The organism is Variovorax sp. RCC_210 (assembly GCF_041355175.1).
In the GTDB taxonomy this organism is placed as follows: Bacteria; Pseudomonadota; Gammaproteobacteria; order Burkholderiales; family Burkholderiaceae_C; genus Variovorax.
Genome location: NZ_JBFUPJ010000011.1, coordinates 178,482 through 192,013, shown reverse-complemented (window position 1 = coordinate 192,013; position 13,532 = coordinate 178,482). Strand labels below are relative to the sequence as shown.

General features: G+C 72.0%; 6 protein-coding genes. 3 read left to right on the top strand and 3 right to left on the bottom strand.

The features are described from left to right. Positions 1-133: 133 nt before the first annotated feature. Together AB6807_RS26895 and AB6807_RS26890 are read left to right on the top strand one after the other, a co-directional pair. Complete coding sequence (locus AB6807_RS26895; RefSeq protein WP_371086947.1) at positions 134-361, top strand: hypothetical protein; 228 nt, start codon at positions 134-136, stop codon at positions 359-361. Between the two features lie 14 nt (positions 362-375). Beyond that, positions 376-1,500, top strand: coding sequence for a lysylphosphatidylglycerol synthase domain-containing protein (locus tag AB6807_RS26890; RefSeq protein ID WP_371086946.1), 1,125 nt, complete (start codon positions 376-378; stop codon positions 1,498-1,500). Here the strand turns inward: AB6807_RS26890 and AB6807_RS26885 are convergent. The 3 genes from AB6807_RS26885 to AB6807_RS26875 all read right to left on the bottom strand — a co-directional run bounded on the left by AB6807_RS26885 (position 1,469) and on the right by AB6807_RS26875 (position 5,180). Then, complete coding sequence (locus AB6807_RS26885; protein WP_371086945.1) at positions 1,469-1,873, bottom strand: PaaI family thioesterase; 405 nt, start codon at positions 1,871-1,873, stop codon at positions 1,469-1,471. The genes AB6807_RS26890 and AB6807_RS26885 overlap by 32 nt on opposite strands. A 78-nt stretch (positions 1,874-1,951) precedes the next feature. Continuing rightward, complete coding sequence (locus AB6807_RS26880) at positions 1,952-4,297, bottom strand: ATP-binding protein (protein ID WP_371086944.1); 2,346 nt, start codon at positions 4,295-4,297, stop codon at positions 1,952-1,954. A gap of 55 nt (positions 4,298-4,352) precedes the next feature. Continuing rightward, the gene (locus AB6807_RS26875) at positions 4,353-5,180 is read right to left on the bottom strand and encodes a helix-turn-helix domain-containing protein (RefSeq protein WP_116910784.1); all 828 of its coding nucleotides are present in this window, start codon (positions 5,178-5,180) and stop codon (positions 4,353-4,355) included. 224 nt (positions 5,181-5,404) lie between these two features. On the opposite strand from AB6807_RS26875, the gene AB6807_RS26870 reads away from it, so the two are divergent. After that, on the top strand, positions 5,405-13,471 hold the full coding sequence (locus tag AB6807_RS26870) for an SdrD B-like domain-containing protein (RefSeq protein WP_371086943.1): 8,067 nt from the start codon (positions 5,405-5,407) through the stop codon (positions 13,469-13,471). Positions 13,472-13,532: the final 61 nt, after the last annotated feature.

Sequence of the window (13,532 nt, the reverse complement as noted above, 5' to 3'; positions counted from 1 at the left end):
ACGTCTGGTGCGCAGCTGCGCAATGCGCCGCGTATGGCAAATGTCCTGCACCCGTCGTCGCCCAAGGATGGCGATGCGATTGCCCCGGACCCCGAAGACTCGAAGGCATCCATAGAGCCCGAGGAGCCGCTACATGTCCACGCCCAAGCCCGCACCCAAGTCCGCACATTCGGCGCACGAAGAACCTGAAGTCACCCAGGAGGAGTCCGTGCCCACCGACGGCCGCGACACCGAGGGCGAGGCACTGATGAAGGACGTGGGCAACCGCAAGCTCCACGACAAGGGCTCCGCCGATCACAAGACGCCGGAGAACGCATCCGACAAGGCGCCGAAGCAAAGCGGCAAGCAAGACCCCGCCTGACCCGCCACACCGCCATGAGCCTGCAGGCCGCGCACGCGGCAACTTCCGCCGAGGCCATTCCTCAAGTCGGCACGTCGGACACCGGCACCTCCGGTTCGACCACTTCGCCATCCCTTTGGCAGCGCTGCCGCAAATGGGCGCTCCCCCTGCTCGGCATCGCCGTACTCGGCCTGCTGCTCTCGCACGCGCACAAGGTCGACTGGGCCGGCGCGTGGCACGCGTTGCAACGCTATTCCCCCTGGCTGCTGCTCGCCGTGCTCGGCCTGGCCACCGCCAGCCATGCGCTCTACGGCTGCTTCGACCTCATCGGCAGGCGTCACCTGAAACACCGCCTGCCCGCGTGGCGCACCTGGGCCATCGCGGTGACGAGCTACGCCTTCAATCTCAACCTCGGTTCGCTGGTCGGCGGCATCGCGATGCGCGCGCGCCTGTACGCACGCGCGGGCCTCGACGACGCGACCGTCGCGCAGGTGGTCGGCCTCAGCCTCGTGACCAACTGGCTCGGCTACGGCCTGCTGGCCGGCGGCCTGTTCGCGGCCGGCGCCATCGAGCCGCCGCGGCAGGCGCACATCGGCGACCTCGCGCTGCGCATGCTCGGCGTGGCGATGATCCTGCTGGCGCTGGCCTACGTGGTGGCCTGCGCCGTGGCGCAAGGGCGGCAATGGACGTTCAGGGGCAAGCGGCTCACCTTGCCGGGCGCGCGGCTGGCGCTGGTGCAGCTGGCGCTGTCGTGCAGCAACTGGGCACTGATGGGTGCCGCCATGTACCTGCTGCTGGGCCAGCAGGTGCCGTACGCGACCACCTTGAGCGTACTGCTCGCGGCATCGATCGTCGGCGTCATCACGCCGATACCGGCCGGGCTCGGCGTGCTCGAGGCCGTGTACCTCGCGCTGTTGTCGGGCACGGTGAAGCAGGGCGCGTTGATGGGCGCGGTGCTCGCGTACCGCGCGCTGTACTACCTGCTGCCGCTGGCCGGCGGGTTGCTGCTGTACCTGTTCCTGGAGCGCTACGCGGCGAGCCACCCGCAGGAGGCTGACCAGGTAGTCGGCACCCAGGCAAGCAGCGCCCAGGCAGGCCGCACCCAGGCAGGCCTCGCGCAGGAACCCTTCACGCCTGAAGCACCAGCTGCGTCTGCGTGACCACCGCGCAGAGCTTGCCCTCTGCGTTGGTCACGGTGGTCTGCCACACGTGCGTGGTGCGTCCGCGGTGCAGCGCCACGCAGGTGCCCGTCACCGTGCTGCCGAGCCTGGCGCCCGCGATGAACTTGGTGCTCGAGTCGGTGGTCGTGGTGCGCTGGCCTTCGTTCAAGTTCGCCAGCGTGCCGACCGCGCCCAGCGTGTCGGCGAACGCCATGTACGCGCCGCCGTGCAGGATGCCGCCGGCGGTGCACAGGTCGGCCCGCACCTCCATCTGCGCAACCACGCGCTCGGGCGTCAGCTCGCGCAGCTTCACGCCCATGAGTCCGGGGAACAGCGTGTCCAGCAGCTGCTGGAGCGTGGCGATGTCGTGCATGAACATGTCTCCTGGCGAATCGATGCGGCCATCGTAGCCAGGGCGGGGCGCGCAGGCAAAGCACTGCGAGGCTATTGACTAGTCGCTGGGCGTGGCGCGTGCCAGCAGGCGGATGTGCTCGAAGTCCAGCAGCTGCAGCGCATGGCGCACCGCCTCGACCAGCGCCGCATGGCGCGCGTCGACGGCCAGCCGGTCGGCCCATTCGTGCAGGTCGCTCCAGCGGCCGTCGCGCGCGAGCATTTCGAGCTCGTCGCGCGCCGCCGCCGGCAGCGGCGCCATCGCCGGCGTGGGTGGGTGCCGCCGCCGGCCCGGCAAGGCGGGCAACCTGGGCAACGCGGGCAATCCAGGCGCAACGCGCGCAGGCTGCGGCCTGGCGGCGAGCACCGGCAGCAGCTCCTTGGGCGCGTCCTTCACGATCACCGAGAAGCGCACGCGCGTGCCCAGGCCGCTGTGGCTCTCCAGCAGCAGCCGCCCGCCCATGTGCTGCACGATGCGCCGTGCAATCGCCAGCCCGAGCCCGTTGCCGTCCGCGCTGGCCGCGCCCTGCGCAAAGGCCTGGGCGATGCGCGCCTGGTCTTCCTTGCCGATGCCCACGCCGCTGTCCCACACCTCGAACTTGAGCCGCCACGAATCCGCGCGCGGCTTGGCCTCCACGCGCAGGCCGATGCGGCCGTCGCGCGTGAACTTCGCCGCGTTCGACAGCAGGTTGAGCAGCAGCTGCTGGAAGCGCTTGCTGTCCAGGTACACCGCGACCGGCAGCGCGCCGGTCACGCTCAGCTCGAAGCCGTTGTGCTGGCGCTGCGCGAGCGTGTCGGCGTACTGCGCGATGTCGTCGATCAGCGCCCGCAGGCGCACCGGCCGGGGCTCGAAGGAGAAGGGCAGCAGCTCGCCCTTGGCGTAGTCGAGCAGGTCGTCGATGAGCGCGAGCTGGTAGGTGGCGCTGCGCTCGATGGACTGCAGCCGCTCGGCCGGCGGCAGGCTCTGGTCCTGCAGCAGCCGCACGTTGCCGATGATGGTGGCCAGCGGCGCGCGCAGGTCGTGGCTGATGTAGGCCATGAGCCGCGTCTGCTCGCGCGCCTGGTGCTCGGCCTGCTCCAGCGCGGCGTTCAGCGCCTGCGTCTTGCGCGCGACCTCTTCGCGCAGGCGCAGCTGTTCGTCGGCCTGCCAGTGCACCAGCGTGCGCTGCGCCGCGAGCCGCTGGCGCGAGAGATGCTGCGTCCACGCGGCCAGCGCCACCAGCCCGACCAGCATGCCCGGGAAGCCGAGCGCATAGGCGTCGAAGCCGGGAATCATGTGCGCGGGCAGCACGAGCTCGGTGAGCCGCAGGCCCATGCCCACGGTGACGGTGGCCATCACCACGAACGCCAGCTGGCCGCCCGGGCCCGCGCGCCGCATGTAGACGAAGGTGCTGGCCGTGAGCGCGACCACCGCCAGCGGCCCGCTCAGCGTGCCGAGCTTGGCGGCCGGCCCGTAGGGGCCCCAGGCCATGCCCGCGACCACCACGCACTGCAGCGCGGCGAGCGCCAGCAGCACCGGCAGGCCGGGCGCGCGCACCGGGCCGCGGCGCGACACCGCGTACAGGTGGAACATCAGGTTGAGCACGCAGCAGCCCGCGGTCACGCCGGCGGCGCGGTAGCTCCACTCGAAGTTGTCGGGCCACAGCGCCAGCCGCGCATGGCCGCGGTAGACGCTTTCGTACAGCGCCACCATCGCGAAGCCCAGGCTCTGCAGTGCCATCGGCAGGCTGCGCGAAATGAACCACAGCGCCAGCGAATACACCGACAGCACCAGCAGCCCGCCGATGAGCAGGCCGTCGAGCAGCGCGTGGCTGCTCTCGGCCTCGCGCCAGCTGTCGGCGGTGTGCAGCTCGGGCGCCAGCTTCACGCTGCTGCGCGTGTGCACCCGCACCAGCACGCGCACCTGCTCGCCGGGCCGCAGGTCGAGCGACAGCGTGGGCACGCGGTCGCGCTCGCCGTGCAGCGGCACCGACACGCCGGCCTCTTCATGCGACCACACGGCGCGGCCCGCCACGGCGCGCTGCACATGAAATTCAACGTGCTGCAGCCACGTCGCGTTGAGCACCAGCCGCAGCGACCGGGGCATGGTGCCGTCGTTCGACAGCGTGAGCCGCAGCCAGAAGGCCGACTTCGAAAAGCCTTGCCGCATGCGCGCGGGCGTGCCGGGCTGGAAGCCATCGGCGGTGCCGATGCCGATGCCCATGCCCTTGCCGTTCTCCAGCGCATCGACCTCGTCCAGCGACAGTTGCGCGCCGGTGTCCTCGAACACATCGAACGCGCTGTCGAGCGCGATGGGCCACTGCGCGCTGTCGTCCAGGTGCAGCGTGCCGGCCTGCGCCGAAAGCGCGCCAGCCAGCCAGAAGACGACGCACAGCAGCAGGGCGCCGAACCCGCGCGGGGCGGTCACCGCCGGCGCATGACAGCGGTCACGTCGATGGCAAGGTCGGTGGCAAGGTCAGTGGTCATGCCGGCCGCGCGAACTGTGCCGCGGTGCACGACAGGGGCGCCTGGCGAAACGCCGTCGGCGTGCACCCGAAGCGCTCGCGAAACGCCGTCGAGAAATTGGCCGCACCCGAAAAACCCACTGCCAGAGCCACTTCTTCGACGCTGAGCGCCGAAGTGCCCAGCAAACGCTGCGCCTCGGCCAGCCGCGCGTCGCGCACGAACTCGAACACCGTGCGCCCGGTCTGCTCGCGGAATGCGCGCGACAGCCGCTTTTCGTGCGTGCCCACGCGCGCCGCCAGCTCGGGCAGCGCGGGCACCTGCGCCAGGTCGGCGCGCACCAGCCGCTCCACCGCCTGCGCGATCACGCGGTCGGTGCGCTCGCCGCGGGCCGCGTTCTCCAGCGCGCTTTCTGCCTCGGCCATGCAGGCGCGCGCCTGCTGCTGGCTGCCCGAGAGCGCCAGGTGCACCGCCACGCGCGCCAGCACTTCCGCCGGCTCGAAGGGCTTCAGGATGTAGTCGACCGCCCCCTCGCGCAGCCCGGTGAGCCGTTCTTCCACCGTGCTCGACGAGGTCACGAAGATCACCGGGATGCGCGCCGTCGCGGGGTCGGCCTTCAGCAGCCGGCAGGTGGTGAAGCCGTCGTTGCCGCCCATGCGCACGTCCAGCAGCACCAGGTCGGGCTGCAGCGCCGTCACGCGGCGGTAGCCCTGCATGGCGTCGAAGGCCAGGCTGATGCGGTGCCCCGCCTCGCGCAGCACGCCCAGCAGCAGCTGCAGCTCTTCGATGTTGTCGTCGATGAGAAGGATGTGTGCGCGGCGGGGCGGCGTGGTCGACCAGTAGGACATGCCGTGGAGGGTAGGCGCGCAGTGCCGAAAAGCAGCGTGATTAATTTCACGTTACGTTGCATTTGTAAACAAAAGTCATCTCAAGCAAACCTTTTGTCCGGAATCGCAAAGGTGCGCCAGTCGGGCCGGCCCAAGACTCCCGCTCTTTCCGGAGCACCCCGCCACGCCCTGTGGCGACACCGACGAACGGTGCCCGGTCCATCAGAGCCATCACGAGGGACGGGATGTCCAGCACCCCAACGAATCTGTCGGCCGCCGCCCTGGCGTGCCGCGACGTGTCTACCCATGCGGCGCCCGCACCGGTTCGCCGCCGGCCCCGCCTGCTTGCCAGCCTGGCGGGCCTGGCCGCCGGCCTGCTGCTGGCGGCCACCGCCCACGCCGTGCCGCAGGTTTCCAGCCTGGTGCACGCGCCCGACATCCTTCCCGCCGGCGGCACCGTCACCAGCACCGTGACCATCGCCGAGACCGACAGCCTGCCGATCACGGCGCCCGGCGCCTCGTTCACGTACACGATTCCCCCGAACTCGGTCTACATGGGCACCGGCGCGGTGCCCGTGGGCAGCTGCACGGCCGACGTGGCCGTGGGCGCGGCCGGCTCCGGCACGCTCACCTGCACGGGCATCACGCTGGGCGCGAACCAGCTGCGCAGCTTCGAGGTGCTGCTGCGCACGCTCACCCAGGGCACGCTCAGCGTCAAGGCCACGCCCAGCGGCGGCGGCTCCAGCGAGACCAAGGCCATCACCGTGAACCGCGGCGCCGACATGGCCGTGGCCATCAGCGCGCCCGCCACCGCCCCCAGCGGCGCCACGGTGCCCATCGTGTTCACCGTCACCAACAACGGCCCCGACGACAGCACCGGCTCCGCGCTGACCTACCCGATTCCCACCGGGCTGTCGGTCTCGGGCTCGGGCCTGCCCTCGGGCTGCTCGGTCAGCGGCAGCCTGCTGACCTGCAACGTACCGGTCACGCCAGCCACCACCGGCAACAACACGCGCACCTTCACCATCAACGGCGTGGTCACCGCGGGCACGGGCTCGACCATCACGCACCAGACGGCCGTGGCGCCGGCGGGCACGGTGGGCGACGGCGTTTCCACCAACAACACCGCCACCGCCAACACCGGCGTGACCGCGGGCTACGTGCTGGCGCTGGCCAAGAGCCACGACGGCGGCCAGCTGCTGGTGGGGCAGCGCTTCAACTTCACGCTCAAGCCCAGCTTCAGCGGCAGCGCGCCCACGGGCGTCACGCTGAGCGACACGGTGCCGGCCAACTTCGCCATCCAGGCGCCCATAGTCCCGCCCGCGGGCTGGAGCTGCTCGGTCGCCGGGCAAACGGTGAACTGCACGCGCAGCAACATCGTCACCGGCGGCGCCAACGTGGCGCTGGGCGACATCGTGATCCCGGTGGTTGCGACCAGCGCCGGCGCCGGCGTGGTCAACCAGGCCACCGTGAGCGCCACCGGCCCCATCGTGGCCTCCGCCACCGGCAGCGTGCCGGCCGACGTGGCCGTGTCCGAGACCGACTTCAAGGCCGACAAGCGCCGCGGCTGGCCGCAGAACAACGTGCCGCTGGGCCAGGCCTTCGACTACCAGGTGGGCTCCACCAACCTCGGCCCCACGCGCCTGCTGGCGGGCAGCACCCTCAAACTGTTCGACCAGTTGCCCTCGGGCGTGCTGATCAACAGCGTGACGCAGCGCGACGGCTACAGCTGCACGCTCACCCAGGGCGGCGCCCCCGTCAACCCGACGCCGGCCGCGCCGGTGGCCGGCCCCGCCGAGCTGAACTGCACGCGCACGCTCACCGCCGACATCGGCGTGGACACCTCCACCACCGCGCGCAACGGCGGCTACGTGCTGGTGAACGTCACCATCCCGGCGCTGCCGCCCGGCGGGCTGGTGGTCAACCACATGTGCGTGAACGTGGCGCTCGCCACGGGCACCGACCCCGACGCCAACACCGGCAACGACTGCGTCGACCTGGGCACCGGCGCGGACGCCAGCGCCACCGCGGCCGACGTGAAGGTGCTCAAGCGCGTGGTGGGCATCGGCGACAGCGCCGGCAACCGCCAGGTCGCGGGCCTGCCCGTGACCTGGGAGATCGAGGTGGTCAACACCGGCCCGTCCGAGGCGCAGAGCGTGCCCGTCACCGACAGCTTCGCGCAGGTCGTGGGCACCAGCACCGTCACGCAGACCCCCAACGGCGGCACCTTCGCGGGCACCTGCGCGCTGCCCACCACGGGCGGTGGCACCGTCGCGCTCACGGGCTGCACCCTGTCGGTGCTGCCGGTGTGCCGCGCCAGCACCGACGCGCCCAGCGCCTTGCCGCTGTGCCCGGTGGTGCGCGTCGTTGCCACGCACTACGGCGACGGCCGCTCGGCCACCGACGACGGCTTTGAAATCAACAACACCGCGCGCGCCGTCGCGCTCACGCCGGCCGACCCCGACCTGGCCAACAACAACGGCGCCGCCACGGCCTACCTGGTCGCGCGCACCGACGTCACGGTCACCAAGTCGGCAAGCCCGAACTCGGTGCCCGTGGGACAGCTGCTCACCTACACGCTCACGGCCCGCAACCAGACCCTGGCGCAGGGCAGCCGCAGCCGCGCGTACGACGTGCGCGTGAGCGACACGCTGCCGGCCAACCTGATGTTCATCTCGGCCACGCCCTCGACGGGCAGCTGCGCCACGCAACCTTCCACCACCCAGCCCACCGGGCCGGGCAACGACCAGCTCGTGTGCGCGCTGGGCGCGCTGGACCGCACCGTGCAGCAGACCGTGACGGTGCGCGTGCGCCCGCTCTACGCGCTCAACGGCGCCGTCGTGACCAACAACGTGCAGGTCAGCACCGTCACGCCCGAGAACGACACGACCAACAACAGCGCCTCGGCGCCCGCGACCATCACGCCGCCGGTGTACGACCTGGTGGTCACCAAGCGCGACGACGTCGACCCGGTGAACGTGGGCGACGACGTGGGCTACACCATCACCGTGTCGAACAACAGCGCGTCGACCGCGGAAGACGTGCGCCTGGTCGACCTGCTGCCGCTGCCCGGTCCGCTCGGCGAGGCACCGCCCTCGCTGGTGTCGGTGACGGCGCCCGCGGGCACCACCTTCGCGCTGGCCAACGGCGCGGCGCTCGGCGCCTCCGGCGGGCAGATCGTGTTCACCATTCCCAAGCTCGGCGGCGCGGGCGCCACGTCCACCGGCGAGCCCAACACGCTGCAGTTCCGCGTGGTGCTCAAGGGCGTTTCGCGCGGCACCTTCCAGAACAACGCCAGGGTCGATTTCTTCGACGCCGCGCGCAACGTGTACGACACCGTGCAGGGCAACAACACGGTGGCCGAGAACACCACCTTCCGCTTCAAGGCCGACGTGCAGGTGGTCTCCAAGGCGGCCGTGGCCACCGGCAGCGCCACGGCGCTGACCACCGTGTCGTCCACGCAGACCTTCGACTGGCTCGTGCAGCTGCGCAACAACGGCCCCGACAGCGCGGAAACCACCAGCTTCACCGACACGCTGCCCGCGCCCTTGGTGCTCGCCGGCACGCCGGTCTTCACGGTCACCGGCGGCACCTTCGTGCCCGCCGCCCCGAGCTGCACCGGCACGGCCGGCGGCAGCGCCGTGAGCTGCGCGATCACCTCCATGCCGGCCAACGGCACGGCCACCGTGCGCATTCCGGTGCGCTTCAGCGGCGCCGCGCCGGCCAACGGCACCGACATCACCAACCGTGCGCACATCGTCACCACCGGCTCGGGCGACACCAACGGCGGCGCCGACCCCGATGCCGGCAACAACTTCAACGAAGGCAAGGTCACCGTGCAGAACAGCGCGCTGTCGGGCCGCGTGTACGAAGACCTGAACGGCAACGGCCTGATCGACGGCGGCGAGCCCGGCATCGCGGGCGTCACCATGCAACTCTCGGGCACCGACAGCACGGGCAACGCGGTCACGCGCACCACCACCACCGACGCCAACGGCAACTGGGCCTTCACCGTGCCCGCGGGCACCTACAGCGTGGTCGAGGTCCAGCCGGCGGCCTACCTGCCCGGCATCACCAAGGCCGGCAGCGCCAGCGGCGTGGGCAGCACGCCGGGCACCGTGCCCACGGCGGGCGCGGGCATCACCAACGGGCCCGTCGGCTCCAACGCCAACCGCATCGACAACATCGTGCTGGGCACCGGCGGCAGCTCCGCGGCCAACAACTTCGGCGAAGTGCGCGCGGCCAGCCTGGCCGGGCGCGTGTACCAGGACGCCGACTACAACGGCGCCGCCAGCGCGGGCGACCCCGGCATCGCGGGCGTCACCGTCACGCTCAGCGGCACCGACATGTTCGGCAACGCCGTCAGCAAGACCACCACCACGGCCACCGGCACCGGCGCCTACGCCTTCGCCAACCTGGTGCCCGGCAGCTACACGCTGACCGAAACGCAGCCCGCGGCCTTTGCCGACGGCAGCGACGCGGCCGGCACCGCCGGCGGCACCGTGGGCAACGACGTGGTGAGCGCCATTGCGCTGCGCTCCAACGTGAGCGGCACCGGCTACGACTTCGGCGAGCTGCTCACGCGCATTCCGGTGCGCGTGTTCGTGGACGCCAACAACGACGGCGTGCCGCAGGCCGGCGACACCGGCATCGACAACGTCGTGCTGCGCCTCACGGGCACCGACGCCGCGGGCAACCCGGTGAACATCGCCGCGGTGGCCACGGGCACGCCCGGCGGCTACGAGTTCCGCAACGTGCCGCCGTCGAACGCGGGCGGCTACACCATCACCGAGACCCAGCCGGCCAACTACGCGCCCGGCAAGGCCAACAACAACGGCCAGCCCGGCACGCCGCAGGGCGGCGGCAACGCCATCACCGGCGTGACCGTGGCGGGCACCAACGTGCCGCTGGTGCAGGGCGACTACTACTTCGGCGAGCTGCTGCCCGGCGGCATCTCGGGGCGCGTGTACTACGACCGCGACGGCAGCGGCGCGCAGGGCGCGCCGGCCACCGAGCCGGGCCTGGCGGGCGTGGCCATCACGCTCACCGGCACCGACGTGAACGGCCAGCCCGTGTCGCGCACCACCACCACCGACGGCAACGGCGACTACAGCTTTCCCAACCTCGCGCCGGGCAGCTACACCGTGACCGAGACGCGCCCCGCGGGCTACCAGCCCGGCATCACGCGCGCCGGCAACGTCAGCGGCGCGGGCAGCACGCCCGGCGCCGTGCCCACCGCCGGCAGCGGCGTGACCAGCGGGCCCAACGGCTCGACGGCCAACGTCATCCAGAACATCGTGCTCGGCGCGGTGGGCGCGGGCTCGGCCGGCAACAACTTCTCGGCCGTGAAGCCGGCCAGCCTCTCGGGCTATGTGTACGCCGACGTGGCGCCGTCCAACGGCACCAAGGACAGCGGCGAGCCCGGCATTGCCGGCACCACGGTGCGCGTGAGCGGCACCGACTTCCTGGGCAACGCGGTCGAGCGCACGGTGCAGACCGCCGCCGACGGACGCTACCTGGTGGACGCGCTCACGCCCGGCACCTACCAGATCGACGAGACGCAACCCGCCGGCGTGGCCGACGGCGCCGAGTCGCTGGGCACCGTGGGCGGCGCGCCGCGCGGCAGCGCCAACCCCGGCGGCACCAACGACCGCTTCGGCGGCCTGGCGCTGGTGTCGGAAGACGTGGGCATCGACTACAACTTCGGCGAGCGCGGCGGCCAGATCGCAGGCTGGGTGTACGTGGACGCCAACAACGACGGCATCCGCCAGCCCACCGAGGCCGGCATCGCCGGCGTGACGCTCACGCTCACCGGCCGCTCGGCCAGCGGCCTGGTGGTGAACGCCACCGCGGTCACCGACGCCAGCGGGCGCTACGTGTTCACCGGCCTGCTGCCGGCGGACGCCGCGGGCTACACCCTTCGCGAGACGCAGCCCCCGACCTACGCCGACGGCCTGGACGCCGTGGGCACGCTCGAGGGCACGGCCAGCGGCACGCTGGGCAACGACGTGGTCAGCGCCATCGCCTACCGCGGCGGCAACGGCGACAACTACAACTTCGGCGAGCGCGGCGCGTCGCTGGCGGGCACCGTCTACAACGACGCCAACCGCAACGGCACGCGCGAGGCGCAAGACCTGCCGATCGCGGGCGTGACCCTCACGCTCACCGGCACCGACGCCGCGGGCCAGCCGGTGACGCGCACCGCCGTCACCGACGCCAACGGCCGCTACGAGCTGCCCGGCCTGCCGCTGCCCGGCACCGGCGGCTACACCATCACCGAGACGCAGCCCGCGGGCTACGACGAAGGCATTGCCGTGCCCGGCACCCTGGGCGGCACCGCGCAGGGCCCGAACCAGATCCGCGTGAACTTCACCGGCCTGGACGCGCACGGCACCGGCTACGACTTCAACGAGCACAGCAACCAGCCCGCCTCGCTCAGCGGCACCGTGTGGTTCGACCAGAACCACAACCGCAGCCGCGAATCGGGCGAAGGCCAGGGCGAAGGCTGGACGGTGGAGCTGCTGCGCTGCGCCGACGGCGGCAACGCCTGCAGCGAGAACACCGCCACCGTGGTCTACACCGTGACCACCGGCGCCGACGGCGGCTACCGCTTCGGCGACCTGGTGCCCGGCGAATACCGCGTGCGCTTCCGCTCGCCCGACGGCCGCGTGGTGGGCGGCGTGTGGCCGACCGACGCCGCGCAGAACGGCGCCAGCGGCCCGTACCCGACGCCGGCCGCCAGCGACCCTCGCTTCAGCATCAAGGTGCGCGTGAGCGCGGGCGCCAACGTGCAGAAGCAGGACCTGCCGTACGACCCGGGCGGCGTGGTGTACGACAGCGTCAGCGGCACCCCCGTGCCCGGCGCCGTGGTGCGCCTGGTGGGCCCGAGCGGCTTCGACCCCGCGCAGCACCTGTTCGACGGGCGCGACACCTACACCACCGGTCCCAACGGCTACTACGACTTCTTCCTGCTGCCGGGCGCGCCGGCCGGCGAGTACCGCCTGGCGGTGACGCCGCCGGGTGCCTACCTGCCGTCGTCCATCTACCCGGCCGCGGCCGGCGCGCTGGGCACGCAGTCGTGCGCGGCGCCGGCCAACGGCCCGGCGCCCGCGCAGAGCAACCCCTGCGTGGTGAGCCCCGGCGCGGCCCTGGTGCCGGGCGCGGGCTACTACCTGTCGTTCCAGATGCCGGCCGGCGGCGGCCAGCACGTGGTGGCCAACAACATTCCGCTGGACCCGTCGGACGCCACGCTCATCGAGCTGCGCAAGACCACCTCCAAGCTCACGGTGAAGAAGGGCGAGCTGCTGCCGTACCGCATCACGGCGCGCAACACGCGCGGCAACCCCGTGCCGGGCGTGGCCGTGGTCGACACGCTGCCGCCGGGCTTTCGCTACATCCAGGGCTCGCTCAGCGTGCGCACGCTGCCCGGCGGCGCGGCGCTGCCGGTGGTGCCGCAGGTGAACGGACGCCAGCTCGTGGTGCCCGGGCAGAACTTCGCGCCCAACGAGACCAAGGAATACCTGATGGTCGCGGGCGTGGGGGTCGGCGTGGGCGAGGGCGAGTTCGTCAACCAGGTCGTCGCGCTGCAGGGCGTGGGCGGACGCACCCTGTCGAACCTGGCCACCGCCACCGTGCGCGTGGTGCCCGACGCGCTGTTCGACTGCACCGACGTGATCGGCAAGGTCTACGACGACAAGAACGCCAACGGCTACCAGGACGAGGGCGAACCCGGCCTGGCCAACGTGCGCATCGCCACCGTCAACGGCGTGCTGGTGACCACCGACGCGCAGGGCCGATACCACATCGCCTGCGCCGCCATTCCGAAGGAAGGCACCGGCAGCAACCTGGTGCTCAAGCTCGACGAGCGCACGCTGCCCTCGGGCTACCGCACCACCAGCGAGAACCCGGCGGCCGAGCGCGCCACGCGCGGCAAGGTGCTGAAGGTGAACTTCGGCGCCACCGTGCACCGCGTGGTTCGCCTGGCGCTGCAGGGCGCAGCCTTCGACGACGGCGCGGCCACGCTGCGCGCCGCCTTCGCGGGCGAGCTCGAGCGCACGGTGCAGGTGCTGTCCGAGAAGCCCTCGGTGCTGCGCCTGGCCTACAAGGCCGCCCCGGGCGAGCCCGAATCGCTGGGCCGCCAGCGCGTGGATGCGATGAAGGCCGCGGTGCTGGCGCGCTGGAAGGCGCTGGGCAAGCAGCGCGCCGAACAGGGCAACAGCAACGGCAACGAGCCGCTTTTCAACCTGGACATCGAGGTCGAGCGGGTGCCCGCCACGGCGGCTGGCACCGCCCCGGACGCGGCGAAGCCATGACGCGCGCACGCACCCCCGCCATGACCCGCCCCCAGACCCCGAACCCGATCCAGCGAGCCGA

Bases quoted from the DNA above. Each gene is read 5' to 3' on its own strand.
- AB6807_RS26870 (WP_371086943.1), top strand. From the start codon at position 5,405: ATGTCCAGCACCCCAACGAATCTGTCGGCCGCCGCCCTGGCGTGCCGC.
- AB6807_RS26875 (WP_116910784.1), bottom strand. From the start codon at position 5,180: ATGTCCTACTGGTCGACCACGCCGCCCCGCCGCGCACACATCCTTCTC.
- AB6807_RS26895 (WP_371086947.1), top strand. From the start codon at position 134: ATGTCCACGCCCAAGCCCGCACCCAAGTCCGCACATTCGGCGCACGAA.
- AB6807_RS26885 (WP_371086945.1), bottom strand. From the start codon at position 1,873: ATGCACGACATCGCCACGCTCCAGCAGCTGCTGGACACGCTGTTCCCC.
- AB6807_RS26890 (WP_371086946.1), top strand. From the start codon at position 376: ATGAGCCTGCAGGCCGCGCACGCGGCAACTTCCGCCGAGGCCATTCCT.